Here is a 25,727-nt window from a genome sequence, read left to right as displayed (position 1 = left end):
GGGGCGGCGCGGGGCGGCGCGGCGCGGGGCGGCGCGTGGCGGGGCGGCGCGGGGCGGCGCGGGGCGGCGCGGCGCGGGGCGGGGCGGCACGTGGCGGGGCGGGGCGGCGCGGGGCGGCGCGGGGCGGGGCGGCGCGGGGCGGGCGGCGCGTGGCGGGGCGGCGCCGGGTCGCAGGCGGGTTCGGCATGGCGAACAGCGCCCGCACAGTCCCAGAACGGCCCGAACTCGGAGCGGGGCGGCAAGATGAGCGGCCAAAATGGGCGAATCGGGCTCGACGCGACGGCGTCCTGCACGTCTTCCAGGAAAAAGGGGTGGCCGGGGCGCTCGAAGGCTCCTTCTTCACCGCAAAAGGGATCTCGCACGTACGCGGGGCCGATTTCATGAGAGGGGGGGCCGCCTCACTGGGGCTTCCACGTCATAGAGCGGGCAGGTCGCGGCCCACGGACGGGTCGCGGCCATGAAGAGGTCGGTCTCGGGGACTGGCGAGCCGTTGAGCGCGGCAGCAACGCTCGCAATCACCCGGAAGTATCACGCTATTTCGGCTATAGGGGAGCGACTGCCTGCGCGGGGCCTGGGCTGACGGAAGCACCCAGGGCGAACGGCGTCGGTGGCAGCGGGCAAGCGAATCGGGACCTCGCCGGACGGGCACACAGCACCCGGGCTGGACTGACGGCGAGCAGCCCGAGCAGCCCGCGTGGGCGGCAATCGGCCACGCGGGCTGGGACTGACGGAGCAGCGCCCGACGGGGACCCGCTTGGGTGGCGCAGCGGGCCACACGGGATCGGGCTCGGGCACCCCAGGGGCGACCCCGCGTGCAGGACGGGGGCGCCCTCGGGGCGGGGCTGGGCATGCGCGGCAGGGTGACTGCCGGCTTGCGGTTGGTGGAGGGGTGTGGCGTACCCCTAGATGTCGTCCTTGGGGGGAAGGCTGTCCATGAAGGAGCTCACCGAGAAGACAGCGCGGCCGGGTCCGGGCGGGCCGTAGCCGGGCGGGCTGGTCAGGCCGTTGGCTTCCATCACCTGGCGGTACGTCTGGAGCAGGCGCACGTGGTATTCGAGCGGCGCGCCGTGGGGGTTGGTCTTGCCGAGGGGGGTCGTCGGCTCGGGGCACCAGGTGGTGAAGCGGGGGGTGATGCCGCGGGACATGAAGTACTGGAGGCCCTCGGCGGTGGAGTCGATGGCCTCGCTCACGGTTTTGAAGCCGAACGGCTCGGCCATCTCGACGCCGGCCACGAAGTTCGGGATGACGTTGCGGGGGCCGAAGATCTCGGCCGAGTCGAGGATGCGGCGGTGCCACTCCTCGCGGCCGACGTAGCGCTCCTTGCCCGGGCAGTAGAGCTCGAACAGGTACTTGTCCCACACCTCGTAGTTGGGGTGGTAGATCTGGATGCCGTAGTCCTTGAAGCGCTGGACGTCCTCCCGTGGGAGGGCCTGCGCTACCACCTTGCCGATCCAGCGGCCGGGGAAGCGCTCCTCGATGGCCTGCGCGTAACGGCCGTAGAAGTCGGCCTCGGCCAGCCCGTCCACCTTGCGGGTGATGCTGCCGCCGGTGAGGGTGTACGCCGTGGAGGCGCGGGCGGTGTCGTACTTGTTGATGATCTCGAGCGCTTCGAGGACCTCGTCGACGGGCTTCACCCCGGTGTAGGGACGCCCGGCCGCCTTGTGCTGGCGGTAGTTGTGGTTGATGTCGCAGTACTGGCACTCTTCGGTCGCCCCGAAGTACTGGCACAGGCGGTAGGCCGTCAGGTAGATCAGGTATCCCCACTGAATCGTCGGGGCGACCTCCATGACCTGCTTGCCGTTGGCCAGGGTGTGCCGGTAGTACTCCGGCATCGGCGGCAGCCCGACGTCGGCGATCTCCCGCCCGTCGAGGAACAGCTTCAGCCGTCCGTCGTCGTCGGCCGCCACGCGGTAGGGCGAGTCGGGGTTGATCCGCACCGACACCACGGTGCGCCGAAGCTCGTAGGGCCCACCGGTGAGGACGATCTCCTCCGGCGGGCGGCGCAACGCGGCGGTGCCGAGTTCGGGCAGCGTGCGGTGATCGAACGAGAAGATGAAGTACGACTTGGGCTTGACGTCGCCGTTCTCGTTGTCGGTGAGCGCCGTGTCGTCGAAGGCCAGCCCACCGCGGAGCAGATCCTCCTTGATGACGGCTTCTCTCGGCACGTCGGGGAAGCGCCCCATCAGGTCTTCGACCAGGTCGGTCCGCAGCTCCATATGTTTCCCCCTGAACGTGCTCGGTTCGTCCCACCCACCCTAGCTTCAGCCCTCGGGCTAGATCCGTGCTGTCAGGTCGGACGTGACGAACGTCCTGACGCTTCGAGCGAGACGCAGCCCACTTGCACGCTTCGGCCGAGGTGGCAGGGGGCCGAATCCGGGACCGGAGGCGGTTGTCCGGGGCGACGCCGCCCGTGGGCGGCGGCCCCGCGCGTTCCGGGGTGAGCGTTCGTGGTCAAGGGCCTGTTATTTCCAGGACCGAATCAAATGCATGCTGGGCGACAAGTAGCTGACGGTTATCGGAAATTGACCGGATGGGTGGTCCATAACCGACAGATGGTCGTCGAAGTGCCGGATTCGCGGTCAGGTGCTGTCCGGATCGGCGGATGTGCAAGCGGTGTCCAACACGATTAGGTGACTTTGCTCGCGAACAGGCGACCGGGTGAGGGAGATGGTCACAGTGCCCAACGCAGTAATTTTCGTGCAGCCGGACCGGTTCGACGTCCATGCCGCGCGCTGCCTCGACTACTGCGCATCGATGCGCTACGAGGTGGCGGGCTTGATCTGCGGTGATTGGGACGCCGCACTGCGGATGCTCAAGGACGGACTCGCCGCCGTCATCGTCGTGTCCTCGATGACCCAGCTGGATCCGCAGCGGGAACCACGCATCGAGGTGGTCCCCAAGCGACTCAAGGCCCGCCGCATCACTCGGCCCCGGCTGGCGGCGAAGGTAGCGGCGCGCTAGGGAGAGCAACGACGACAACGCCGCACGAAGCAGGGCAACATCCCCCGGAACAAGGACCGCCGGAGCCGCCACTCCGGCGCACCACCACGATCTCCGCGTCGAGGCAACTCCGCCGGGATCGGGCGATTCCCGCCGCATTCGAGACCACGCGGCGAAACCCTCGGGACACCGACCGACCGGCCGATCAGCACGGCTCAGTAAAGTCCTCGGTGAGTTGTCACGAGCGGAAAGCAGGGGAAACAGCGGCATGACCGGCACAGGGGTGGACCCGGAGCGGCTAGCGATGTGTCTGGCCGTCATGGCCGAGGTGGAGAAGCTGCCACCCGAGCACCCCGATGCGGTGGCGCTGCGCCGGGCGACGGCGGCCCTGTTCAAGACGACGAAACTGCAGCGCCGCCGGGACCGCCGGGACGCGATCCTGGCCGCCGACAAGGCCGTGACCGAGGCCACCGCGACCGGCGCGCCGGGCCGGATCGACGACGAGACGGCGGGCATTCCGCTGAAGTCGAACACCCGGGGCGCCACCGCCGGCGTGCTGCTGAAGGCGCGGGGCTGTTATGTCTGCAAGCAGCGGTTCACCGTGGTCGACGCGTTCTATCACCAGTTGTGCCCGCGGTGCGCGGCCGAGAACCACGCCAAACGCGACGCGCGAACGGATCTGACCGGGCGGCGGGCCCTGCTCACCGGCGGCCGGGCCAAGATCGGCATGTACATCGCGCTTCGCCTGCTGCGCGACGGTGCCGACCTGACCATCACGACCCGGTTCCCGCACGACGCCGTACGCCGCTTCGCCGCCATGCCGGACAGCGGCGACTGGCTGCACCGACTGCGGGTGGTCGGCCTCGATCTGCGGGATCCCGCCCAGGTGGTGGCGCTTGCCGAGTCGGTCGCGGCCCGCGGCCCGCTGGACATCCTGATCAACAATGCGGCCCAGACGGTACGCCGCACGCCGGGCTCGTACTCGGCCATCGCGGCCGCCGAGAAGGAAGCGCTGCCCGACGGGCCGCTGCCGGAACTGGAATATTTCGGTACGGCCGGGGCCTCCCCCGCCGCCGCGCTGACCCAGGGCGGCACGACGCTGACGCCGCAGCAGATCACCGAGATGGCCTTGACCGCGCGTTCGGTCGCGATCGACGCCGGCGGCCTGGTGCCCGACACGACCCCGACGAACAGCTGGAGTGATCGCGTCCACGAGGTCGACGCCCTCGAACTCCTGGAAGTGCAGCTGTGCAACGTCACGGCGCCGTTCATCCTGGTCAGCCGCCTGCGGCCGGCAATGACCCGATCCATGTTCAAGCGCCGGTACGTGGTGAACGTGTCGGCGATGGAGGGCATTTTCGCCCGCGGCTACAAGGGTGCCGGCCATCCGCACACGAACATGGCGAAGGCCTCGCTGAACATGCTCACCCGCACCAGTGCCGACGATCTGTTCGCCGACGGCATCCTGATGACGAGCGTGGACACCGGCTGGATCACCGACGAGCGCCCGCATCCGACGAAGATGCGGCTGCACGAGGAGGGCTTCCACGCCCCGCTCGACCTGGTGGACGGGGCGGCCCGGGTCTACGACCCGATCGTGCGCGGCGAGGCGGGCGAGGATCTGTACGGCTGTTTCCTCAAGGACTACGCCCCGGTCGCCTGGTGAAGGCGATGAGCCGCACCCCTGGCGGGGGTGCGGCTCATCGGATGGTGCGAGGAACTAGCTAGCGGTCTTCGGCATCGGCGGGAGGTTGCCCAGACCGCCCGGGATCACAGGGCCCTGACCGGGCGTGATCACGGGGCCGTTGTTGCCGGTCTGGGGACCACCGTTCGGGAAGCCACCCGGGAAGCCGCCGATCGGGCGACCACCGATGGGGAAGCCACCGATCGGGAAGCCACCGATCGGGCGCCCGACGACCGGGAAACCACCCGGACGCCAGAAGCCACCCGGCCGGATACCCGGGAAGAACCCACCCGGGTAGGGGCGCCAGTCGTTGCCCCAGCTGCTCGGGAAGCGGCCGCCCCAGCCGTGGCCCCAGTTGTCTTCTTCCACAACCAGCACGTAGCCGCCACGGCCGCGGTTGATGGTCCGGTAGCAGTCGTAGTCGTCCCAGTAGCCGCGGTCCTCGCCGTACTCGCCCGCGCGGTCACAAGCGCGGTAGGTACGGAAGACATCAACCACTCGGTCGCCCCAGCGACGCTGCTCGCCGACGCTGTTACCCGACTTCGCCGTGCCCTGATCGCTGCTGGTCGTGGCCATAGCCGGACCCGCTGCCATCGTCACACCCGTCACCAGCCCGAGGCCAGCCATCGTAAGAATCCGGGTAAATCGGTTCATTTCACACCTTCTCCTGACAAACGATTTGTCCTGACAAGGAGAACACAGCCACGGATTGTCACGGCGCAGATCCGCGCCGTGTAACCCGATGGTGGAAAAACTCACTCTGGCTACGCTTCGGGCAGGGCCCTGTAGGCCGGGCGCAGGAGGTCGACAAGCGGTCGTCCCGCGTGTGCCAGATGGGGTGGATCCAACTGATCCAATAGCGCATCCGGCCTGCTCACAGCCCCGGGTCGGCCGCTTGCCGGCGCGCTCGGAGCGGGCGATCCGCCCCAGAATTCGGCCGACACGCCGAGCTCCTCGTCGGCCCTTTCCGAATTTTCATCCGGATAAGTCCCGGAATCCGGTGCATTTTGATCATTTTCGAATGCGGCCGCACGCAGTTCTCGCAGGTGAGACAACAATTCGTCGCGGGAGCGCCCGCGCCAGGTGAACACCCCGAAGGGGTCCTCCTCGAACGAGCGGGCCAGGGCGTAGCAGGTCGCGGCGAGGTGCACACACGGCATCGGCCACCGCTCGCAGGTGCAATCCATCGCGACCTCGTCCAGCGACAACGGCAGCAGGCTGAGGCCGGCCGCCGCGAACACCGCGCCGATCCCGTCGGGCATCCGCCCACCCAGCAGGTCGGCGGCATATCGGGCCTCGGCGACGAGATCCTGCTCGACCCGCGCCCACTCGGAGGCGCCGAAGGACCGCACCGCGATCCGCGACCGGAACGCCGCCGCGTCGTCGGGCCCGCGCACCAGGGCCACGGCCAGCGAGCCGGAGATGGTCAGTTGCCGGACGTGCCCGGCCCGCTCGTCACGGCGGCCGCGCGCGAAGGTCGGCCCCATCCGCAACGACTCGAACGTGCCGAGGAACTCGACCGAGAACCGCTCAGTCAACGACCGCCTCCGGTTCGAGACGCATCAGTTCCCTCAGCTCAGCGGTGTCCAACGCGGTGAGCCAGCCCTCGCCGTTGCCGACCACGCGGGAGGCGAGCACGCCCTTGTCGACGAGCAGCCGGTCGATGCGCTCCTCGACGGTGCCGAGACAGACGAGGGTGTGCACCTGCACGTCCCGCCGCTGCCCGATGCGGAACGCGCGGTCGGTGGCCTGCGCCTCGGTGGCCGGGTTCCACCACCGGTCGACGTGCACGACGTGATTGGCGGCGGTCAGGTTGAGCCCGGTGCCGCCGGCCTTGAGCGACAGCACGAACACGCCGGGCCGCTGGTCCTCCTGGAAAGCCGCGACCATGTCGTCCCGGTCGGCGCGGGTGGTGCCGCCGTGCAGATAGCGGACCGGCACCCCGAACCTCGCCGCCAGGTGGGGGGTGAGCATGGCACCGAACTTGGCGAACTGGGTGAAGCAGAGCACGCTCTCCCCCTCGGCGAGCGCACTGTCGAGGATCTCCTCGAGCCGTTCGAGCTTGCCGGAGCGGCCGGGCAGCGGCGAGCCGTCGCCCAGGAGCAGAGCCGGGTGCACGCAGGCCTGTTTGAGCTTGGTCATGGCGGCCAGCACGATGCCTTTGTTCCACTTGTCGCGCGATTCGCCGAGCCGCGCCTTCATGTCCTCGAGCACCGCCCGGTAGAGCGTGGCCTGCTCGGTGGTGAGCCCGCACAGGTGTCGCACCTGCCGCTTGTCGGGCAGGTCGGTGATGACGGCCGGGTCGGACTTGACGCGGCGCAGCAGGAACGGCCGGGTGGCGGCCCGCAGCCGGGCGGCGGCCTCCTCGTCGCCGTAGCGTTCCACCGGCACCGCGAACCGGGCCCGGAACGTGTGTGCGGAGGCGAGCAGCCCCGGGTTGACGAAGTCCAGGATGGACCACAGCTCGGCGAGGCGGTTCTCCACCGGCGTACCGGTCAAGGCGATCCGCACCCGGGCCGGAAGCCGGCGCACCGCCTTGGCCATCGCCCCGGTGCTGTTCTTGACGTGCTGCGCCTCGTCGAGCACGACCCGATCCCAGCCGAAAGCCGCCAGTTCGTCGGTCACGCGCAGGGCCGTCGCATAGGTCGTGAGCACCAGGTCGGCGCCGACGAACGACGGCTTCTCACCCCCGTGCAGCACCCGCACCGTCAGCGACGGCGCGAACCGGGCCGCCTCCCGCTGCCAGTTGCCCAGCACCGACAGCGGGCAGATCAGCAACGCCGGGCCGGAGCGCCGGTGCAGCAGCAACGCCAGCAGCTGCACGGTCTTGCCGAGACCCATGTCGTCGGCGAGGCAGGCGCCCAGCCCGAGCGAGTCGAGAAAGGCGAGCCAGGAAAAACCCCGCCTTTGGTACGGGCGGAGCTCGCCGCGCAGCCCCTCGGGTTGGGGCAGCAGTTCCAGGCGTCGATCGAGCTCGCCGGACAGCAGGTCGGCCAGCCAGCCCTTGCCACCGACCGCGGTGACCGGCAGCGGCAGTTCCTCGGGCGGCAGCAGCCGGATCATCTTCAGCGCGTGGCCCGCGGTCATCGACCCGCCGCCGCGCTCCAGGAACTTCAGCCCCGCCGCCAGCCGCTCGGGATCGAGATGAACCCAGCGCCCGCGCAGCCGCACCAGCGAGACCTGGGCGCGGGCGAGGTCGACCAACTCGGCCTCGGTGAGCACCCGCCCGCCGAGTGCGAGCCCCCACTGATAGTCGACGAGGTGCGCGAGGTCGGCCGCCTCGTCCCGCAGCACCGGCGCGACCGGGTCCCGTTCGCGCAGCTCCAGGGCGAGGGTCAGACTCTGCTGCTCGCGCCACCAGGTCGGCAGCAGCACGCCGTAGCCGGCCTCCGCCAAGGTCAGCGCGTGGCTGAGGAACGTGTGCGCCTCGACCGTGTCGAGCACCATGTCGACCGGCCGCGGCACCCGCAGCGCCTGCCCGAGATCCGGATAGAGCCGGGCGGCCCGGCCGAGAGCGGCGAGCAGGCGCTCCTGCGGATGCCGGGTCCAGCGCCGCAGCGGAGCGTATTCGTCCTGCCAGATGTCGGCCGCCGCGACCAGCGCGCTGGGTTCGTCGACCGCCTGCAGCAGGAACTCGAGCAGCCACCCGTCCCGACCGGCCGGCCGGGGCACGGGATCGGTGGCGTCCGGCTCGTCCGCCAGCTCCGCCAGATGGCTGAGCCGGAAACAGAGCCGGACCGCCGCCCCGGACGCGGCGTCGGCATGCCAGGCGTCCAGTTTCTCGGCCAGGTCATCGGCCAGCGCAGGGGCCGCCGTGAACTCCGGCTCCCCGGTGAGCGCGGCCAGCCACCCGTCCCCGATCCGCACCCCGGCGAGCGCGAGCCGGGTCCGGACGAGCCCGTCGACGAGCCGGTGCAGAGCCGCCGCCGCCAGTGTGTCGGCCGCCGGCAGCCCCGCCACGTCACCGACCCGGGCCCGCTCGGCCCGGCAGGCCGCCGGCATGCGGCGAAGCAGGTCGGCGTGGTGGATCGCGTCGAACCCGGTGAGCACCGGCCGCCAGCGGGCCACCGGCCCGGCGGGCAGCACGGCCGGCAGGACCCGCCCCCGCCGCACCAGGTCGGCGGCGAACGAACAGAGCTCGACCAGCCACCCGACCGAGGGCGCCCGCCGCCCGTCGAACTCGTCCGCGAGATCCTCGTCCACGAACGGCACCTCGACCACCGGCACCTGCCACGGCCGCAACTTCGGACTGCCACGCCTCGGGGCCAGCCCCAGCTGGGGCGACGAGAGCGGCCCCGCACTGGTCGACGGCAGCACGAGCGTCGCCGGCGCCCGCCGCTCCCCCACCGGGAGTCGCGCGGCCGGCAGCGCGAACGGATGCCCCCCGCGGGCCACGCCGGCGTCGGATCTGTCGGTCTCACCCCACAGCAGGAGCGCCCCGTCACGCGCGACGAAGCCATGCAGAACTCGAACCTCAGCAGCCTGAACTCCTTGTCCCGCCCCGAGAACGGCGGAATCAGGGGCGGGCGGGGGTGGGCCGGTCATCGGGAACCGGTCCAGACGATGTCGGGTGGGCGGACTCGGGCGCACCGGGGTTCACCGAGAGGGTCGGTCAGGCCGAGGGTGCCGATCAGGGCGGTGCTCGGGTCGTCGAAGAGCCGGCGCAGGAGGCCGGTGGGGATGTCGCCGAACAGCAGCTTGGCCCGGCGGAACATCTCGAAGCCGGAGTCGGAGACGTTGCCCCAGCTCAGGTAGAGGAAGCGGGCGCCGGGGCGGCCGTGGACGAACGGGCCACCCACGTCGAGCAGCCCGTCGACCTCGCGGCCGGCCACGTCGATCTCCCACGTGGCGTGGGGCGCCGACGCCGGCACCCGGGCGACGACCGCAGACTTGCGCTGGACTCCCACATGCACGTTACGCAGGCGCAACTCGTCGGCCACCGGGCCCACGCGGGCGCCCGGCAGATCTCGCCCCTCGATCCGGATCCGCACCCGACCGACAATAGGCCGGGCCTACGACAAAAACTCGTCGGCCGGCGTCCAGGGAAGCCTCCCGGGGGTCAGGAGTGGTCGCGGATCCAGGCGTCGATCAGGCCGCCGAAGTGGCCGAGGAACTTCTCGTGCTCGTGGACGGGGTAGGTCGCGCGCACGGTCTCGCGCAGCAGGGAGCGGAACTCCTCCGAGGTCACCCAGTCGTAGACGATGCCGTCGATGTGGGCGAGGTGCTTGGCGCAGAACTCCTCGTAGCGCTCGACGTCGAAATACTCGTCGGCCAGGCGGCGGTATTCGACGAGCTTGTCGGCATAGGGCATCGCCGAGTCGCCGATGGCGAAATAGCGGGCGGTGTCGGTGTCCAGGCGGGGGCGGCGGTCGGTGACGACACAGAAGACCGTCCAGCGCAGCAGGGCCGACATCGCCCACGGGAAGTAGTAGTGCAGGGACGTGACGGCCACGTCGGGGCAGGCGTTGGCGTAGTCGATCGGGTGCACGTCGGTGCCTCGTACCAGCGACTCGCAGCTGTTGAACTCCCACCGGAAGAACGCGTTGACCAGCCGGGAGATGGTGACCACCTCCTGCCCCACGTCGGCGGTGAGGAAGCCGTGGTCGACCTCGTAGCGGGCGTGCATCGGCTGTTCGGGGCGGAACTTCATGACCATCGTCTCGGGACCGATGGTCAGGGAGCGGGCGAAGACCTCGTAATCCTCGACCGAGGCCTGCAGGTGCATCAGCCGTTCGCCGGAGGCGTCGTAGGCGGCGTGCAGCTCGTCGGAGTTGCGGATGCGGGTGACACCGACCCAGGCACCGCCGTCGTAGGGCTTCATGAACAATGGGTAGCCGACCTGCTCGGCGGTGGCGTCGAGGTCGAAGGACTTGTTGTAGCGCTCCGAGGTGTAGGCGTACCGGCTGTTGTCGAGCGGATTCTTGTACGGGACCAGCACCGTCTCCGGCACCTTGAGACCGAGCCGCATCATCGCGCAGTAGGCAGCGTGCTTCTCCATCGACTGGAACGTGAACGGGCTGTTCAGCAGGTATACGTCGTCCATCAGCGCGATCTTCTTGAGCCACTCGCGGGGGTGGTAGTACCAGTAGGCGAGCCGGTCGATGACGAGGTCGTGGCGGGGCTTGTCGCGCAGGTTGAACGGCTCGATGGTGACCCGTTCGGTGACGGTGCGGTGGGTGCGCCCGTCCGGCCCGGTGATCACCCCGAGCCGGCGCAGCAGCGCCTCGTAGGCCCGGGGCCAGTCGTCCTCGGTGCCCAGCAGAAGTCCGATGGTGTGTTCGACGTCGGCCACGTCGTCCTCCCGGGGAGATGAGTGCTACGGCCACACTCGCTGCAGCAGCGTGGTCAGGTGCGGATCGAAGGCGTCCCGCCAGCCGATCCAGTTGTGTGCGTCGCGGTTCTCGGCGAAGGTCACCTCGTATCCCTGCCCCCGGAGCGCGGCGGCCATGCTCCGGTTGTTGGCGAGGTTCTCCTCGACGGTCCCGCAGGTAAGTGTGGCCGCAATGGCGGGCCCGGTCGATGCCTTGAGCACCGACGAGACGAACCGGGTGATGCGCTGGTAGCGCGCGAAGCCGGACTCCTGCGCGTCGAATCGGCGCTGGAAGTAGCTGCCGGACTGCAGAAACAGCCCGGCGAACCGCTCCGGGGCGCGTCGCTGGGCGTGCAGCATGGCGAGCGCGCCGAGGCTGGCGCCGGCCCCGACGATCGGCGCCGAGGCCCCGAGACGGTCGAGGAGCACCGGCAAGATCTCAAGTCCAAGGCTTTTCGCGTACGGGCTGGAAGCCGCGTACCACTCGAGGCGTTCCCCGGCCGGCAGCAGCACCAGGTGGAAGGGCGCGACCCGGCCGGCCGCGATCGACGCCGCCGCGAACCGGCCCAGTTCCGCGTACATGTCGTAGTCGGGGCCGTCGTGGGCAAGCAGCACCCGCCCGCCGGCGCCGGCCGGGGACCACACCCGGGCGGTCAGCTCGGCCTTGAGCGCCGGGGCGGCCAGCCGGACGTCCTGCCAATCCCCGTCGGCCGTGGGCAGGTGCAGCCAGTCGGGTTCGCGGTAGTCCGGGCACCAGAGCACCGACGAGTCGCCGAAACCACCCGGCGCGCGGCGCGGGTTGCCCGGGTCGCAGACGGTCTCGCGGCGCCCGTCGCGGTGGGTCAGCTCGAGCTTGTACTCGATGCGGGCGGTCTCGGGCCGGGGCCGGCGCAGGTCCCATCCGTGCCGGTCGGGCGCGTAGCGGAATTCCGGGGAGCCCAGGAACTGGCAGATCAGCCGTACCGAAGCAAGCTGTTGATTTTGATCGGGGAACCGGAAGCAGACCGCCGAGCCGTCGCACCAAGCCCCGGCCACCCGTTCCATGTCCGCACATTAACCGGCATCGGCGGCAAGCGCTCGGGGAACGATCAGGTGGTGAACGTCGTCGCCGACGACGACGGGGGCAGGCCGAACATCTCGGCCAGACCGGTGACGCGCAGCTGGCGGTGGACGAACTCGCTCGGGTTGCGCAGCACGAACCGGGTGCCGATCTCGCGGGCCGTGTTGTAACCGGTGACCAGCGCCCCGATGCCCATCGAGTCCATGAACACGACGTAGGTGAGATCGACGATCATGGTGACCGGGCGGTCGCGCTGCAGGGTGCCGACGAGCGACCCACGCAACGCGTCGACGGTGGCGGCGTCGAGACTGCCGCGAACGTCGACCACGATCGCGCCGTCGGCCTGACGGCGCGTCGTCATGACCGCCTCGCCCATCGCCGACACCTTCCCTGTCTGAAGACCCGTACCCCGAGACCGAGCCCGAAGAATTGTGCCCCGAAGAAGCGCGTGCCGCCCCCGAGCTGCCCGTTCGCCTCACGGTACAACGACGATCGCACACGCCGCAGGCGGCCATGGGTTTCCGGTACCTCTCTCGAGTTGCGAACGGTGTGAGCCTGGGCACAAGGTGAGATCGGTAGTCCCCGATACAGAGGTGGGTGGCCGTGGCAACAACTTCGGGTAAACCAGGAATCTTCGCCATCCGAGACGTGCGCTCGCTGATCACCGAGACGGCCCAGGAGGGGCAGGGCCTCAAGAAGGCGGTCGGCGTGACCCAGCTGACCGCCATGGGCGTCGGCGCGATCATCGGAACCGGCATCTTCGTGGTCATCGGCAAGGGCGCCGGCATCGCCGGGCCGGCTGTCATCCTGTCCTTCCTGCTGGCCGCCGTGGCCTGCGCGTTCTCGGCGCTGTCCTACGCGGAACTGTCGTCGTCCATCCCGGTCTCCGGCAGCGCGTACACCTACACGTACGCGACCCTGGGCGAGGTCGTCGCCTGGATCATCGGGTGGGACCTCATCCTCGAGTACGGCGTGTCGGTCGCCGGCATCGCGGTCGGCTGGGGCGGCAACCTCAACGCGTTCCTCGACGCCGCGTTCGGCTATCAGTTGCCGGACGCCATCGCCAAGAGCCCGTCCGACGGCGGCGTGTTCAACCTGCCCGCCGTCTTCATCGTCCTGGCGATCACGTTCCTGCTGGTCCGGGGGGTGACCGAGAGCGCGCGAGCCAACCTGATCATGGTCGTGATCAAGCTCGCCGTCCTGGTGTTCTTCCTGGTCGTGGCGTTCGCGAACTTCGGCACCGGCAACTTCAAGCCGTTCGCGCCGGACGGGACGGACGGCGTGACCGCGGCGGCGGCGATCATCTTCTTCGCCTTCATCGGCTTCGACGCGGTCTCCACCGGCAGCGAGGAGGCCAAGAAGCCGGGCCGGGACCTGCCCATCGCCATCCTCGGATCGCTCGGCATCTGCACGCTGTTCTACGTGCTGACCGCGGTCGGTGCCATCGGCATCGCCTCGCCCGACCAGATGAAGGACAGCGACGCGCCGCTGGCCGCGGCCCTGGACCAGGGTGCGGGCATCAGCTGGGCGGCCGGCATCCTGTCGCTCGGCGCCGTCGTCGCGATCACCAGCGTCGTTCTGGTCATCTTCTACGGCCAGACCCGCATCTTCTTCGCGATGTGCCGCGACGGCCTGATGCCGCAGCGGCTGGCCACCGTCAACCAGCGGTACGGCACCCCGGCCAAGCTCACCATCGGCCTCGGCGTGCTCATCGCGATCCTCGCCGCGCTGGTGCCGCTGGGCACCATCGTCGAGCTCGTCAACATCGGCACGCTGTTCGCGTTCGTGCTCGTCAACGTCGGCGTGATCATCCTGCGCCGGACGCGACCGGAGATGCCCCGGCCCTACCGGGTGCCGTGGTCGCCGGTGCTGCCGATCATCGGGGTGGCCTTCGCCGTCTACCTGATGAGCGACCTGCCCTGGGAGACCTGGGTGCGGTTCGGGGTCTGGCTGCTCATCGGCATCCTGATCTACGCGCTGTACGGCTACCGGAACTCGCGTCTGCGCACCGAGCCGCAGAGCACCCCGGTCTGGGCCCGCGACCAGGACAGCCCGGCCGACCCGAACACTCCGGCCGACCCCGGCCCGTCCGCCGACCCCGACCCGTCCGCCGAGCCGGGCCGATCCGCCGAGCCGGGCGAGGCGACCGGGCGTGCGGGGAGCGCCGAGCCGGGCGGTGATCGGCCGTGACCGGGCCGGTCATCGCCGGGGCACCCGGACCGGGTGCCCTCGCCCTGGGGCGGTGGGCCGCCGACACACTCGGCGTGCCGCTCGTCGTCGCGGTCGTCCACCCGGCACCGGCCCCGCTCGGCTCCGGCCGGGTCGACGCCGAATGGGTGGCCGACCGGCACCGGGCCGCCCAGCAGGCGCTCGACGAGGCCCGCGGGCAACTCGGCGACACCGCCGCCGACTACCGGCTGATCGCCTCGTCGTCGGCCGCGCACGGCTTGCACGACCTGGCCGAGCAGACCAAGGCGTCGGTGGTCGTCGTCGGCTCGGGCCGGGAGGCGCTCGGCAGCACCGCCGAGCGCCTGCTCGCCGGCAGCTCGTGCCCGATCGCCGTCGTCCCCGGCGATCTGGTCGAGCCGCCGGGCGGCCTGGGGCTGATCGGGGTGGCCTACGTCGACACCCCCGACGGACGGGCCGCGCTCGCCGAGGCGGCCCGGCTGGCCGCCGGCACCGGTTCGCGGTTGCGGCTCTACACCGTGGTCGCCGAGGGCATCTCGCCGCTGCCGTTCCTGCACGACGCCGAGCGGGTGCTGCTGGAGACCGCCCGGGAGACCTACGAGCAGTCGCTGGCGGCGGCGGTGGCCAGCGTGCCGGCCGCCGACGCGGACTGGCGGATCATCAGCGGCGACGTGGTCGAGACCCTGGCCGGGCTGGCCGAGGTGGACGTGCTGTTCTGCGGTTCCCGCGGTTACGGCCCGGCCCGCCGGGTGCTGCTGGGCGGCGTCTCGGCCCGGCTGCTGCGCCGGGCCCGCCGCCCGGTCGTGGTGGTTCCGCGCAGCGGCTGATCAGGCCCGGTGGCGACCGGCGGCCGAGGTCGGCTCGTCGATCCAGTTGGACGGCGTCGGCATCGGCTCCAGGTCGCTCATCGGCACGTACACCCGGGCGTCGACCGCCTCGGCCAGCAGCAGCGCCGCGACCATGGCGGTGGGCCGCTCCCCCGGCTCCTTGGCCAGGCAGCGCGACATGAGGTCGACGACCTCGACCGGCAGCCCGTCGATCTCGGGCAGCGGGTCGGGGTCGTCGTGACATTCGGCGTGCACGAGCTCGGTCGGGGTGGCCCGCAGCCACGGCAGCCGGCCGCTCAGGCATTGGTAGAGCAGAGTGCCGAGAGCGAACATGTCGGTGGCCGGGGTGGCCGGGCAGCCGGCGAACCGTTCCGGCGCCACGTAGGCGGGCGTGCCCATGACCGGGCCGTCCGGGTCCTCGTCGGCCTGCCCGACGGTCGCGGCGATGCCGAAGTCGAGCACCTTGGCGCCGGACGGGGTGAGCATGATGTTGCCGGGCTTGATGTCGCGGTGCACCACGCCTTCGCTGTGCGCGGCGGCCAGGGCGGCGGCCACCTCGGCGCCGATCCGCACCGCGATCCGCCAGTCCAGCGCGCCGCCGACCAGGTGCTGGCCCAGGGTGCGGCCCTCGACCAGCTCCATCACGATGTACGGCTGGTCGGCCGAGGTGCCGAAGTCGTGCACGCCGGCCACGTTGGGGTGGGCCAGTCGCGCCGCCGAGCGGGCCTCGGTGCGCACGATGTCGACCGTGTGCGGCTGGCCGGGCGCGAGGACCTTCACGGCGACGGGCCGGTCGAGCACCTCGTCGTGGCCGCGCCACACCTCGGACATCCCCCCTACGCCGATCCGTTGAACGAGCTGATACCGGCCGCCCAGGATCCGCGAAGACATGGGGCGCCGGTACCCGGCCTGGTTCCGGCACAAACGCTGTACGGAAATACTGTATGGCGATACAGTTCCGAGGCATGACGCGCTACGGCCCGATGTACGGCCCCGACTTCACGTTCCTGGGCGTCCCCGCCTGCGACTGGCGGGAACCGTCCTCCTACGCGGACGCCGACGTCGTGATCGTGGGCGCGCCGTTCGACGGGGGCACCTCGCACCGGCCGGGGGCGCGGTTCGGGCCGCAGGTCATCCGGGGCACGGACTATCTGCCGCACGACGGGTCACGGCCGCACATGGCGATGCGGGTCGATGCTCTGCCGAACGTACGCGATGCCGGTGACCTCGAGGTCTTCTCCGGTGAGATCGCTCGCAGCTGCGCCACCATCGAGGACGCCGTGGCCTTCATCGCCGGCCACGGTGCTGTTCCGCTGATCCTGGGCGGCGACCACACCGTCACGTGGCCCGACGTCGCCGGGGTCGCCCGCCACCACGGGGCCGGCAACATCTCGGTCATCCACTTCGACGCGCACGCCGACACCGGTGACATCGAGTTCGGCTCGCTCTACGGTCACGGCCAGCCGATGCGCCGGCTGATCGAGTCGGGGGCCGTACGCGGCGACCGTTTCCTGCAGGTGGGGCTGCGCGGCTACTGGCCGGGCCCGGACGTCCTGGACTGGATGGCCGACCAGGGGATGCACTCGTTCCACATGAGCGAGATCGTCGACCGGGGCCTGGCCGCCGTCCTCGATCGGGTCTTCGAGCTGGCCCTCGACGGATGTGACGGGGTGTTCCTGTCGGTCGACATCGACGTCTGCGACCCCGGGCACGCGCCCGGCACCGGCACCCCGGAACCGGGTGGCCTGACCGCCCGGCAGCTTCTCGACGCGGTCTCGCGGATCTGTCACGAGCTGCCGGTGGTCGGCATGGATCTGGTCGAGGTGTCGCCGCCGTTCGACCACGCCGAGATCACCGCGATGCTGGGCAACCGGGTGGTTCTGGAGGCACTGTCGGGAATGGCCCGTCGCCGGGCGGACGGCGCCGGGCCGCGCTGGAACCGGGCGAAGCCACTCCTGGAGGGACGCGGTTCAGCCCAGCGCGACCCCGAAACAGCCCAGCACGACCCCGGTTCAGCCCAGCACGACCCCGGTTCAGCCGCGCAACGCGACCAGCCGGCTTAGCGCGTCGGACAGCAGGTGGCCGGCGGCGGCGCCGGTGACCCCCGGGTCACCCAGCACGACCGGCAGGGCCAGGCCGTCGATGAGCGCGAGGGCCTGCCGGGCGACATCCATCGGGGCGGCGTCGGTGCCGAAGCGGCCGTCCCGCACCCCCGCCGTGATGATCGACGCGAGCAGGTCGTGCCAGCGGGTGTAGTCGCCGAGCACCTCACCGCGCAGGTCCGCGTCACGCAGCGCCCACCGCCACGACTCGACCCACAGCCGCCACCCGGTGTCGCTGCCCACCGCCCCGGTCAGATGCGAGGCGATGACCAGCAGCCGGTCCCACGGGTCGGCGACGGCGTGCAGGCGCGGGGTGACCGCTTCGAAGTCGGCCTGGGCGGCATAGCGGAAGACCGCGATCAGCATGTCCTCGCGGCTGCCGAAGTAGTACTGCAACGTCGAGACGCCCACCCCGGTGGCGGCGGTGACGTCGGTGAAGCGGGTGGCGTCGGCGCCGCGCTCGGCCACGACGGCGCAGGCGGCGGCGAGCACGTCGGCCCGGCGCCGCGCGGCGCGACGACCGGCGGTCCTGGTCACCTCACTCACCGCGCATGTCTATCACGTACGCCATTGAAGATCGGCGCCGTGCGAGCGATATTGGATCGGTGACCGCGTGGGAGCAACGCATCGCCGACCTGGTCGCCGTTCCGTCCACCGCCGACCGGCCGGCCGCGCTGGCCGAGGTCCTCGACCTGGCCATCGACCACGCCGGGCCGGGCTTCACGGTGCGGCGTTTCGAGTCGAACGGCAAGCCGAGCGCGCTGCTGCATCCACCCGGGCGGCCCGGCCCGTTCCGGATCATCCTCAACGCCCACCTCGACGTGGTGCCCGCCCCGCCGGAACTGTTCGTGCCGCGCCGGGCCGGCGACCGCCTCTACGGCCGGGGCACCCACGACATGAAATCGGCGGCGGTCGTGCTTACCGACGTGTTCCGCACGATGGCCGCCGAGTTGCCCTACCCGATCGCGTTGCAGCTGGTCACCGACGAGGAGGTGGGCGGCGCCGACGGCACCGCGCACCAGCTGGCGCAGGGGGTGCGCGCCGAGTTCGTGGTCATCGGTGAGCAGAGCGACCTGCGGGTGGTCACCGAGTCCAAGGGCATCTGCCAGGCCCGGCTGGTCGCCACCGGCCGGGCCGCCCACGCGGCCTATCCCTGGCTGGGCGACAACGCCCTGCTGACGCTCACCGAGGCGGTCGGGCGCCTGCTGGCGGTCCATCCGGTGCCGCGGTCGCAGGCCTGGGCGACGACCGTGAACGTGGCCCGGCTCGAGACGCCGAACCACGCGTACAACCAGGTGCCGGCCGAGGCGACGGCGTGGCTGGACATCCGTTACCCGCCGACCGATGCCGACTTCGCGGGCCGCACCGCCGACCAGGTCGCCGCCCATCTCACCGGGATCGCGGGCGTCCCGGCCCGGGTGGACGCCCTCGGGCCGCCCCACCACGCCGACCCGGCCGGGCCGTTCGCGCGGGCGCTGCTCGCCGCGGCCGGCCGCGGTCCGCTGCGCAAACACGGTGCCGCGGACAGCCGGCACTACCACGCGCTGGGGATCGACGCGGTCATCTTCGGGCCCGGCGGCGACGGCCAGCACGGACCCGAGGAGTACGTAGACCTGACGACGTTGCGGCCGTACCACGACGCGCTGGTCACGTTCCTGCGGTCGGTCGCCGGTTGAGGCCGGCGCCCCGCTCAGTCGCCGTTGCGAGCGCTCAGTCGCCGTTGGCGAGCAGCAGCCAGCGCACCCGGCGGATCAGCTCGGCCGGGCTGAACGGCTTGACCAGGTAGTCGTCGGCGCCCACGGTCAGGCCCAGATCGATGTCGACCTGCCGGTCCCGGCCGCTGAGCATCAACACCGGGATCTGCGCGGTCGCCGCCGAGGAGTGCAGCTCGTAGCAGACGCTGAGCCCGTCGAGGCCCGGCATCGACACGTCGAGGATGACCATGTCGGGCTGCTCGCGGTGGACCATGGTCAGCGCGGCGGCGCCGTCGCCCGCGGTGATCGCGTGGTAACCGGCCACCGACAGCTTGTAGGCGACGAGTTCGCGCACCCCCTCGTCGTCGTCGGCGATCAGGATCCGCGGCTCCGCGACGTCGGTGGCCCACTCCGCGACGGGCGCCACCAGTGAAAGGGTCGGTGCGGTGAAGGCGGGGACGATGGTGGGGGCGGTAACAACCACGGCTCTCTCCTGACTGACGTTCTCTGCGAGCGAGCGGATGATCGGCGAGATACCGGCCGCGGCCAGGGAAACCTCAGTTGCACCACGGGTGCGAAGAACGGATCGCGACTGAGAGCGTGATCACGATCGGCGGGGCTGGGTGAAGACGCGGTGCCGGGTGGCATAGCGTCGGTGCTGACGCCAGGTGTGCGCGGTAAACGGCCGCACTGTCGATGGCGGAGCCGCTCCCACAAGGAGAAGCTCCGCCATTTTCCGTCTCCGGTCAGGCCGGCTCGCTGCGCAGGTCGTGCGCGCCGTCGGGGCGGGTGGCCTCGTAGTAGATCCGGCGCCCGCCCGCCGGCAGGTCCACCAGGCTCAGGTAACGCAGGCCGTGCGGCGCGTGCGGGCTGCCGACCGGGCCGCCCTCGGCCACGAGCGGGCCGAAGCTCCCGTCGGCGAGCCGGCTCCCCCGCGCGATCCCGGTGCGCTCCTCCCAGTTCTCGGCGGCGGTGGCCCGGCCGTCGTAGGCCACGGTGATCTCGTCGCCGTCCACCCGGACCGAGGAGACGCGTACGCCCCGCGCGTCCCACTCGCCCGGCCGACCGGCCAGCGCGGTGCCCCGCCACGTCCACTCGACGCCGTCCGGGCTGGTCGCGTACTCGGTGGTCATCCGGTCGGCGTCGGCCCAGCTCTCGAGCGGGTGCACCGACGCCCACAGGTGCCAGCCGTGCGCGTCGTGGTGCAGCACCGGGTCCTTGACCCCGACCGTCTCGTCCCCGGCCAGGACCGTCCTGGCGGGCGCCTCGGCCAGCCCGGCCACCGTGTCGGCCTCGAGCAGGTCGACCCGCCAGTGCTTGGTGCCCGGGGTGGCCGCACTCACGTACAACCGCCACCGCCCGTCCGGGGTGTGCACCAGCGCGGGCCGTTCCAGCGACTCCGCCTCGAAGCGCTCCTTGCGCACCTCGGTGACCTGCGTGAACGTCACCCCGTCGAGGGAGCGCGCGATCACGTTGGAGATGCCGCGCCCCTCGCCGATCGGCAGCCGGACCCGGTAGGCCAGGTAGAAGACGCCGTCCACGACGATCGACGACGGCGCGCCCGACCACGCCCCGGGCTCGTCCCCGGGTGGCGGGACCACCACGTCGGACTCCTCCCAGCGGGGCAGCGGCAGCGTTGAGATCCCGGTGGACAAGGCAGCTCCTTCTCGGTCTTCTAGCGGGCGTTGGCGTGCCGGTCGACGGACAACCAGTCGTCGTACGAGGCGCCGGTGACATCCTGCAACAGCGCGATGTCCTCGGCGAACGACGGAAGCAGCGCGGCGCGTTCGGCTGGTGTCGTCACCGGCCTGGTGCCCTGCTTGCGGTGCAGCAGGGTGAGCAGCGGGCCGCGGGCCGCTAGGCGCAGCGGCACCGGGAAGTGGTGGCCGAACCCGCCGCCGGCCCGCAACAGCCGGCGCAGCACCGCGTTCACCCGGTTGTCCTCGACGACGTGCCGGTTGACGTTCTCCTTCGGGATCGCCGACAGGACGCCCGTCCGGACGCCCAGGAACGAGCAGACGCGGTCGAGCGTGACCGCCGGTTCGTCCTTGAGGTCGCGGTAGCGCAGCAGTAACACGTGTTCCCGCGGGACGTGCTTGTAGAGGTTGGCGACCTGCCGGCCGTACAGCCCGAGGCGGGTGTAATGCCAGAAGTCGGCCCAGCCGGCGGCGATGCGCTGCTCCTCGGCGTGGCAGGCGGCCAGGAAGTCGGCCTCCGGCTCCAGGCCGGCGATCCACAGGTGGGTCCAGTTGGAGTGGGCGCGGTCGACCGGGTCACGCAGCAACACGATGATCTTCGCGTCGGGGATCAGGGTCGCGATGCGTTCGGGGGCCTTCTCGTCGTACAGGTAGAAGGGTGTCGCCTCGCCGCGCAGCGTGCCCTGCGGTGCGGGCGCGAAGAGCTCCTCGTAGTCCGTCCGCCGCCAGACGTGCTCCTGGTAGGTCTGCACGTCGCCGGGACCGCCGTGGCGGGGCGGCGGGCCGTCGGAGAGGAAGAACTTCGGTTCCTTGACCGCCGACAGGAACAGCGACGGATGTGGCTGCAACGCCGCGTGCAGCGCGGTGGTGCCGGCCTTGGGCACCCCGGCGATCAAGAAGTCAGGGAGTGGCATGGGATTCCTCCGGTGAGGCTGGCCGCTCAAGTGAACTTAGCCTACAGACTCAGTAGGCTTTCGCGAGCCGTCCCCACCTGCTGGGATCACCCGCCCTTGACCAGGCGACGCCACCAGACGGCGCGACGGTAACGCGGACAGCCGGCCGGACCGCACAGGGCGCAGTCGGTGCCCCGGCGGTGGTGATCATGAGCGGACCGCGGATGCCCGCAGACACAGAGTGCTTCCTCAGCCTTCATCGTTTCACCAACGGTAAGGGCGCCCGAAAGCTACGGGCCCGATCGAACAGGGTCCCCATACCCACAAAGTATCCATCGCTTACGATCTTTTCCGTCACTCTTCAGGGAACCGTTCCGCAGTTGGCACGTCACCGTTCGTAATGTCGACAAGCGATGACCTGAATCACGCCAGCATTTCCGACTTATGCTATTCGTCGATGTCGCGGCGTACTGCCCTTTTGCCGGTTTGGCGCCCCAAAGCGGCAACCTGTCCGTTACCCATGGTGACTTCTGTGACATGAATCAAGATCTGAGCGAATGCATGAACTGCGCAGCTCATCCTCTTGGACGGACCTCGGCCAGTCATATTGGATCAGGCTGTCTTTTCGGTCAGTTGACGCTGCGTAGCTGATTGCTAGGTTGGTGTGAGAAGCGAGAGACCTGCGGTTCTGGACCGGGACCCGCCACTCGCTCAGGGGGCAGGAGGAACGACATGGACGCGTCGTCGAGCAAGGGCAACACGGTGGGTAACCGGCCCGTGTCACCGACGGTAAGTGTCGTCATTCCGGCTCTGAACGAGGAGCGCAATCTGCCGCATGTCTTCGCGGCCCTGCCGGCCGACATCAACGAGGTCGTACTGGTCGACGGCGGCTCGGTCGATCGCACCGTCGCCGTCGCCCTCGAGCTGCGCCCCGACGTGGTCGTCGTGCAGCAGACCCGCAAGGGCAAGGGCAACGCCCTCGCCTGCGGCTTCGCGGCGTGCACCGGCGACATCATCGTGATGATCGACGCCGACGGCTCGACCGACCCGGCCGAGATCCCGCTGTTCGTGCAGCAGCTCGTCGACGGCGCCGACTTCGTCAAGGGCTCGCGGTTCGCCAACGGCGGGCACAGCCACGACATCACCAAGTTGCGCAAGGCCGGCAACGACGGCCTCAACCTGGTGGTCAACGTGCTGTTCGGGACCCGGTTCACCGACCTCTGCTACGGCTACAACGCGTTCTGGCGCAACGTCGTGCCGACCCTCGACCTGCCCGACACCCGGCTGCCGCAGCCCAACGACGGCAGCAAGCTGTGGGGTGACGGCTTCGAGATCGAAACGATGATCAACATTCGGGCGGCGGTCGACGGCATGAAGGTCGGCGAGGTCGGCAGCGTCGAACACGCCCGCATCCACGGCGAGACCAACCTCAACACCTTCCGCGACGGCTTCCGGGTGCTGCGGACCATCTTCAGCGAGTACGGGCGGATGCGCCGCCACAACCGCACCGGCGTGCGCCGCGTCGGCGGCGTGCTCGTGCACCAGCGGAGCACCGCCGAATCCCGCGGTTACGGCCAGCTGGCCAACCGCCCCTCGATCACCCGCACCGTCCCCCCGGCCGGCCCGATCAACGCCCCGGCCCGCGAGGTCGGCACCCGCACCGGCGACATCAAGCCGCTGCGCATGCCGTCCTCGATCGAGGACTGATTCCTCCCCCTGGAGCACCCCCCATGAAGCAAGCAGTCACCGTCGTCGTCGCGACCGGATCCCTCGAGCGCTGGCCCAGCCTGGTGCGCGCGGTCGCGTCGGCACGTTCCCAGACCGTCATGCCGGCCGAGGTCGTCGTGGTCGTCGACCACGACGAGCAACTCTTCCGCCGGGTACGCCGTGATCTGGCCGGCATCACCGTCCTGCGCAGCGCCGAGCGCCCGGGCCTGCCCGGCGCCCGCAACACCGGCGCCTTCCACGCGCAGACGTCCCTGATCGCGTTCCTCGACGACGACTCGGTCGCCGACCCCGGCTGGCTCGGCCGCGTCATCGCCCCGCTCAGCGACCGCACGACGGTCGGCGCCGGCGCACAGCTCACCCCCGAGTGGGAGACCGGACGCCCGCGCTGGCTGCCGTCCTCGTCGTGGTGGGCGGCCGGACCCGAGAACCGCGGCAACCCGTCCGGCACGGTTGTGCGCCGCGAGGAATTCCGGCAGGCCGGCGGCTTCGCCGCCGGGGACGACGACTTCGGCTCGCGGCTGAGCGGGGTCAGCGGCGGCCGATTCGCGTACGTCGGTGCCGGCCTGATCCGCCACCTCGCCCCCGCCCGCCTCACCTTCGCCTCCTACCTGCGCCGGTGCTACGCCCAGGGCCGCGGTCACCAGCACCCCGCCGTCGACCGTCGCACCGGGTCCGCCGCGCGCCCCGGGGTCGTGGTGACCGGCCGGGCCGTACTTCGCGATCTCCGCGCCGGACAGATGCTGCGGGCCGGTGGCCTGCTGGCCGGTGCCACCGCGCTCGCCCTCGGCGCCGCGACGCGGTCGCTGCGTGCGGGTCGCCCGGCGCAGCGGGTGCTCGCCCCGGCCCGATGAACGTCGACCTGGACCAGGCCTGGACCCCGCCCTGGCGGCGGGACCCGATCCTCACCGCTCCGCGGATCACGCCGACCGCCGCCGACCTGCCGGCGGTGGTGCTCGATGTCGACGTGGCCGACCCGCTGCCCGCGGTGCCGGCCGTGCACCACGACGGCCGCCGCGTACGCCAGGCCTGGGTCCTGGTCCGTCTCTTCACCGAACCGCTCGGTACCGTCCTGATCGACGTGCCGGTCGACGGCCTGCGCCCCGCCGACCTGGGCGCCGCCGTCGAACGGGGCCTCGCCGACATGCTGCGCCCCCGCCTCGGTGGCCGGGCCCTGCCGATCGACGGCCTCAACCGGAGCACCGAGCCGGCGTTCCTGGCCCGCCGCCGGCAGATCCTGGCCCGCGCGCCGCACATCACCGTCGTGGTCTGCACCCGCGAGCGGCCCGGCGCCCTCGCCCGTTGCCTGGACAGCCTGCTGGTGCAGGACTACCCGGCATTCCGCGTCCTGGTCGTCGACAACGCCCCGGACAGCTCCGCCACCGCCGAGGTGGTGCGCTCCGCCGCCCGCCGGGGCTCCGTCGACTATCTGCTCGAACCGGTCCAGGGCCTGTCGTTCGCCCGCAACGCCGCGGTCCGTGCCGCCCCCGGCGAGATCCTCGCGTGGATCGACGACGACGAGGTGGCCGACCGGCACTGGCTCGCCGAGATCGCCCGCGCCCTCGACGACCATCCGGCCGCCGACGTCGTCTCCGGCGTCGCCCTGCCGGCCGAGCTGGAAACCCGGGCCCAGCTGTGGTTCGAGCAGATCGGCGGGCACGTCAAGAACCGCGGCTTCACGCCTGCCGTCTTCGGCCCGCAATCCGTGCACGAGCAGAGCCCGCTCTACCCGGTGCCCCCGTTCGCGGTCGGTGCCAACATGGCGTTCCGTCCCGGCGTGATCGAACGCATCGGCATGTTCGACACCGCCCTCGGCGCCGGCACCCCGGCCCAGGGCTGCGAGGACACGCTGGCGTTCACCCAGGTGCTGATCGGCGGCGGCACCATCGTCTATCAGCCGACGGCGCTGACCCAGCACTTCCACCGCCGCGACCTGCCCGGTCTCAAGCAGCAGATCGTCGGCCACGGCATCGGTCTGGCCGCCGCCTACACCGGCCTGGTGGTGTCGCATCCGGCCCTGATCTGGCCGCTGCTGCGGCTGGCCCCGACCGCGTGGCGCGAGCTGAAGACCGTCTACACCCCACAGTCGCAGGACCCCCGCGACGACTTCCCCGGCCACCTGCGCCGGGCGAACCACCGCGGCATGCTGGCCGGCCCGCGCGCCTACCTGGCGGGCCGCCGCCGGGCGAAGCGCGTCACCCGCTGAAGCCGAACGGCTGACCCGGCACGCCCGGCGCGTCCCACCACCGACGTAAAGCATGGCCTTTGCGCGTTTTATCCGATTCACAGCTCTACCGAAAGTCGTAGGGTCAGATCCCGCTCCGGACCGAAGCGGCGACCCCCCGCGACCCGGAAGGCTACGGCCATGTCCATCGACCCTCTACGACTGGCCGAGTCCGGGGCCGCGGCCGCCCTGATCCTCGGCTCCGCGACGCTCTCCGTCGCCTGGAACACCCTCGACCAGACGATCACCCTGGTGCTCGCGGCCATGTGGCTGATCACCACGTCTGGCGTCTACGCCTTACACGCCGTGACCTTCGACTGCCTACGGCTTACTGGTCAGCAGCGCCGGCAGAATTTCTCCGTCACGCGCGGTAGAGACTGAACC

General features: G+C 71.0%; 24 protein-coding genes. 10 read left to right on the top strand and 14 right to left on the bottom strand.

From position 1 onward, the window contains the following. Both Afe05nite_RS36010 and Afe05nite_RS36005 read right to left on the bottom strand, forming a co-directional pair. On the bottom strand, positions 1 to 187 hold a 187-nt coding region (locus Afe05nite_RS36010; protein ID WP_203821771.1), incomplete at its 3' end, for a hypothetical protein. Between the two features lie 715 nt (positions 188 to 902). Further along, entirely contained in the window at positions 903 to 2,216 is a 1,314-nt protein-coding gene (locus tag Afe05nite_RS36005; RefSeq protein ID WP_203821770.1) for a radical SAM protein, read from the bottom strand. 451 nt (positions 2,217 to 2,667) lie between these two features. On the opposite strand from Afe05nite_RS36005, the gene Afe05nite_RS36000 reads away from it, so the two are divergent. Together Afe05nite_RS36000 and Afe05nite_RS35995 are read left to right on the top strand one after the other, a co-directional pair. Then, positions 2,668 to 2,961, top strand: coding sequence for a hypothetical protein (locus tag Afe05nite_RS36000; protein ID WP_203821769.1), 294 nt, complete (start codon positions 2,668 to 2,670; stop codon positions 2,959 to 2,961). Positions 2,962 to 3,208: 247 nt separating this feature from the next. Further along, positions 3,209 to 4,606, top strand: a complete 1,398-nt coding sequence (locus Afe05nite_RS35995; RefSeq protein ID WP_203821768.1) for an SDR family NAD(P)-dependent oxidoreductase — start codon at positions 3,209 to 3,211, stop codon at positions 4,604 to 4,606. Between the two features lie 54 nt (positions 4,607 to 4,660). Here the strand turns inward: Afe05nite_RS35995 and Afe05nite_RS35990 are convergent, their stop codons facing one another. From Afe05nite_RS35990 to Afe05nite_RS35960, 7 genes are all read right to left on the bottom strand, one after another. After that, positions 4,661 to 5,383 carry a hypothetical protein gene (locus Afe05nite_RS35990; protein ID WP_203821767.1) on the bottom strand — a complete coding sequence of 241 codons (723 nt, stop codon included), beginning with the start codon at positions 5,381 to 5,383 and terminating at the stop codon, positions 4,661 to 4,663. Positions 5,384 to 5,388: 5 nt separating this feature from the next. Then, entirely contained in the window at positions 5,389 to 6,111 is a 723-nt protein-coding gene (locus tag Afe05nite_RS35985; RefSeq protein ID WP_203821766.1) for an SWIM zinc finger family protein, read from the bottom strand. A gap of 43 nt (positions 6,112 to 6,154) precedes the next feature. After that, entirely contained in the window at positions 6,155 to 9,169 is a 3,015-nt protein-coding gene (locus Afe05nite_RS35980) for a DEAD/DEAH box helicase (RefSeq protein WP_203821765.1), read from the bottom strand. Further along, positions 9,166 to 9,615 carry a DUF5990 family protein gene (locus Afe05nite_RS35975; protein WP_203821764.1) on the bottom strand — a complete coding sequence of 150 codons (450 nt, stop codon included), beginning with the start codon at positions 9,613 to 9,615 and terminating at the stop codon, positions 9,166 to 9,168. Before Afe05nite_RS35975 ends, Afe05nite_RS35980 begins: the two co-directional genes overlap by 4 nt. A 68-nt stretch (positions 9,616 to 9,683) precedes the next feature. Then, a complete protein-coding gene (locus Afe05nite_RS35970) occupies positions 9,684 to 10,916 on the bottom strand; it encodes an ATP-grasp domain-containing protein (RefSeq protein ID WP_203821763.1) in 1,233 nt (410 codons plus the stop codon). Positions 10,917 to 10,940: 24 nt separating this feature from the next. After that, entirely contained in the window at positions 10,941 to 11,978 is a 1,038-nt protein-coding gene (locus Afe05nite_RS35965) for an alpha/beta hydrolase (protein WP_203821762.1), read from the bottom strand. 44 nt (positions 11,979 to 12,022) lie between these two features. Next, on the bottom strand, positions 12,023 to 12,370 hold the full coding sequence (locus Afe05nite_RS35960; RefSeq protein ID WP_203821761.1) for an STAS domain-containing protein: 348 nt from the start codon (positions 12,368 to 12,370) through the stop codon (positions 12,023 to 12,025). A 227-nt stretch (positions 12,371 to 12,597) separates the two neighbouring features. Between Afe05nite_RS35960 and Afe05nite_RS35955 the strand changes: the two genes are divergently transcribed. Together Afe05nite_RS35955 and Afe05nite_RS35950 are read left to right on the top strand one after the other, a co-directional pair. Beyond that, positions 12,598 to 14,184: an amino acid permease gene (locus Afe05nite_RS35955; RefSeq protein WP_203821760.1), complete on the top strand. Its 1,587-nt coding sequence runs from the start codon at positions 12,598 to 12,600 to the stop codon at positions 14,182 to 14,184. Further along, on the top strand, positions 14,181 to 15,008 hold the full coding sequence (locus Afe05nite_RS35950) for a universal stress protein (RefSeq protein WP_203821759.1): 828 nt from the start codon (positions 14,181 to 14,183) through the stop codon (positions 15,006 to 15,008). Before Afe05nite_RS35955 ends, Afe05nite_RS35950 begins: the two co-directional genes overlap by 4 nt. Here Afe05nite_RS35950 and Afe05nite_RS35945 read toward each other — a convergent pair whose 3' ends face one another. After that, complete coding sequence (locus tag Afe05nite_RS35945; RefSeq protein WP_203821758.1) at positions 15,009 to 15,899, bottom strand: serine/threonine-protein kinase; 891 nt, start codon at positions 15,897 to 15,899, stop codon at positions 15,009 to 15,011. Positions 15,900 to 15,973: 74 nt separating this feature from the next. On the opposite strand from Afe05nite_RS35945, the gene speB reads away from it, so the two are divergent. Then, positions 15,974 to 17,071: an agmatinase gene (gene speB / locus Afe05nite_RS35940; RefSeq protein ID WP_203821757.1), complete on the top strand. Its 1,098-nt coding sequence runs from the start codon at positions 15,974 to 15,976 to the stop codon at positions 17,069 to 17,071. Here speB and Afe05nite_RS35935 read toward each other — a convergent pair. Continuing rightward, complete coding sequence (locus tag Afe05nite_RS35935) at positions 17,042 to 17,656, bottom strand: TetR/AcrR family transcriptional regulator (protein WP_203821756.1); 615 nt, start codon at positions 17,654 to 17,656, stop codon at positions 17,042 to 17,044. The two genes, speB and Afe05nite_RS35935, sit on opposite strands and share 30 nt — an antisense overlap. A gap of 59 nt (positions 17,657 to 17,715) precedes the next feature. Here Afe05nite_RS35935 and Afe05nite_RS35930 point away from each other — a divergent pair, with 59 nt between their 5' ends. Continuing rightward, a complete protein-coding gene (locus Afe05nite_RS35930; RefSeq protein ID WP_239118451.1) occupies positions 17,716 to 18,786 on the top strand; it encodes a M20 family metallopeptidase in 1,071 nt (356 codons plus the stop codon). A gap of 34 nt (positions 18,787 to 18,820) precedes the next feature. Here Afe05nite_RS35930 and Afe05nite_RS35925 read toward each other — a convergent pair whose 3' ends face one another. The 3 genes from Afe05nite_RS35925 to Afe05nite_RS35915 all read right to left on the bottom strand — a co-directional run bounded on the left by Afe05nite_RS35925 (position 18,821) and on the right by Afe05nite_RS35915 (position 21,415). After that, positions 18,821 to 19,288, bottom strand: coding sequence for a response regulator transcription factor (locus Afe05nite_RS35925; protein ID WP_203821754.1), 468 nt, complete (start codon positions 19,286 to 19,288; stop codon positions 18,821 to 18,823). Positions 19,289 to 19,550: 262 nt separating this feature from the next. Next, entirely contained in the window at positions 19,551 to 20,459 is a 909-nt protein-coding gene (locus Afe05nite_RS35920; protein WP_203821753.1) for a hypothetical protein, read from the bottom strand. Positions 20,460 to 20,479: 20 nt separating this feature from the next. Next, positions 20,480 to 21,415, bottom strand: coding sequence for a sulfotransferase domain-containing protein (locus Afe05nite_RS35915; RefSeq protein ID WP_203821752.1), 936 nt, complete (start codon positions 21,413 to 21,415; stop codon positions 20,480 to 20,482). Between the two features lie 711 nt (positions 21,416 to 22,126). Between Afe05nite_RS35915 and Afe05nite_RS35910 the strand changes: the two genes are divergently transcribed. From Afe05nite_RS35910 to Afe05nite_RS35895, 4 genes are all read left to right on the top strand, one after another. Further along, complete coding sequence (locus Afe05nite_RS35910; protein ID WP_203821751.1) at positions 22,127 to 23,101, top strand: glycosyltransferase family 2 protein; 975 nt, start codon at positions 22,127 to 22,129, stop codon at positions 23,099 to 23,101. 23 nt (positions 23,102 to 23,124) lie between these two features. After that, positions 23,125 to 23,973: a glycosyltransferase family 2 protein gene (locus Afe05nite_RS35905; RefSeq protein WP_203821750.1), complete on the top strand. Its 849-nt coding sequence runs from the start codon at positions 23,125 to 23,127 to the stop codon at positions 23,971 to 23,973. Then, on the top strand, positions 23,970 to 25,325 hold the full coding sequence (locus Afe05nite_RS35900; RefSeq protein WP_203821749.1) for a glycosyltransferase family 2 protein: 1,356 nt from the start codon (positions 23,970 to 23,972) through the stop codon (positions 25,323 to 25,325). Before Afe05nite_RS35905 ends, Afe05nite_RS35900 begins: the two co-directional genes overlap by 4 nt. 159 nt (positions 25,326 to 25,484) lie before the next feature. Continuing rightward, positions 25,485 to 25,724, top strand: a complete 240-nt coding sequence (locus tag Afe05nite_RS35895) for a hypothetical protein (RefSeq protein ID WP_203821748.1) — start codon at positions 25,485 to 25,487, stop codon at positions 25,722 to 25,724. Positions 25,725 to 25,727 lie beyond the last annotated feature (3 nt).

It is taken from the genome of Paractinoplanes ferrugineus (assembly GCF_016862195.1).
GTDB classification, from domain to species: Bacteria; Actinomycetota; Actinomycetes; order Mycobacteriales; family Micromonosporaceae; genus Actinoplanes; species Actinoplanes ferrugineus.
This window is presented reverse-complemented; position numbering and strand designations above follow the sequence as displayed.

What these genes read in the sequence shown, in the direction of transcription:
- Afe05nite_RS35895 (WP_203821748.1), top strand. Translation starts at nt 25,485, where the DNA reads ATGTCCATCGACCCTCTACGACTGGCCGAGTCCGGGGCCGCGGCCGCC.
- Afe05nite_RS35985 (WP_203821766.1), bottom strand. Translation starts at nt 6,111, where the DNA reads ATGGGGCCGACCTTCGCGCGCGGCCGCCGTGACGAGCGGGCCGGGCAC.
- Afe05nite_RS36005 (WP_203821770.1), bottom strand. Translation starts at nt 2,216, where the DNA reads ATGGAGCTGCGGACCGACCTGGTCGAAGACCTGATGGGGCGCTTCCCC.
- Afe05nite_RS36000 (WP_203821769.1), top strand. Translation starts at nt 2,668, where the DNA reads ATGGTCACAGTGCCCAACGCAGTAATTTTCGTGCAGCCGGACCGGTTC.
- Afe05nite_RS35945 (WP_203821758.1), bottom strand. Translation starts at nt 15,899, where the DNA reads ATGTCTTCGCGGATCCTGGGCGGCCGGTATCAGCTCGTTCAACGGATC.
- Afe05nite_RS35900 (WP_203821749.1), top strand. Translation starts at nt 23,970, where the DNA reads ATGAACGTCGACCTGGACCAGGCCTGGACCCCGCCCTGGCGGCGGGAC.
- Afe05nite_RS35910 (WP_203821751.1), top strand. Translation starts at nt 22,127, where the DNA reads ATGGACGCGTCGTCGAGCAAGGGCAACACGGTGGGTAACCGGCCCGTG.
- Afe05nite_RS35995 (WP_203821768.1), top strand. Translation starts at nt 3,209, where the DNA reads ATGACCGGCACAGGGGTGGACCCGGAGCGGCTAGCGATGTGTCTGGCC.
- Afe05nite_RS35960 (WP_203821761.1), bottom strand. Translation starts at nt 12,370, where the DNA reads ATGGGCGAGGCGGTCATGACGACGCGCCGTCAGGCCGACGGCGCGATC.
- Afe05nite_RS35980 (WP_203821765.1), bottom strand. Translation starts at nt 9,169, where the DNA reads ATGACCGGCCCACCCCCGCCCGCCCCTGATTCCGCCGTTCTCGGGGCG.
- speB (WP_203821757.1), top strand. Translation starts at nt 15,974, where the DNA reads ATGACGCGCTACGGCCCGATGTACGGCCCCGACTTCACGTTCCTGGGC.
- Afe05nite_RS35915 (WP_203821752.1), bottom strand. Translation starts at nt 21,415, where the DNA reads ATGCCACTCCCTGACTTCTTGATCGCCGGGGTGCCCAAGGCCGGCACC.
- Afe05nite_RS35965 (WP_203821762.1), bottom strand. Translation starts at nt 11,978, where the DNA reads ATGGAACGGGTGGCCGGGGCTTGGTGCGACGGCTCGGCGGTCTGCTTC.
- Afe05nite_RS35905 (WP_203821750.1), top strand. Translation starts at nt 23,125, where the DNA reads ATGAAGCAAGCAGTCACCGTCGTCGTCGCGACCGGATCCCTCGAGCGC.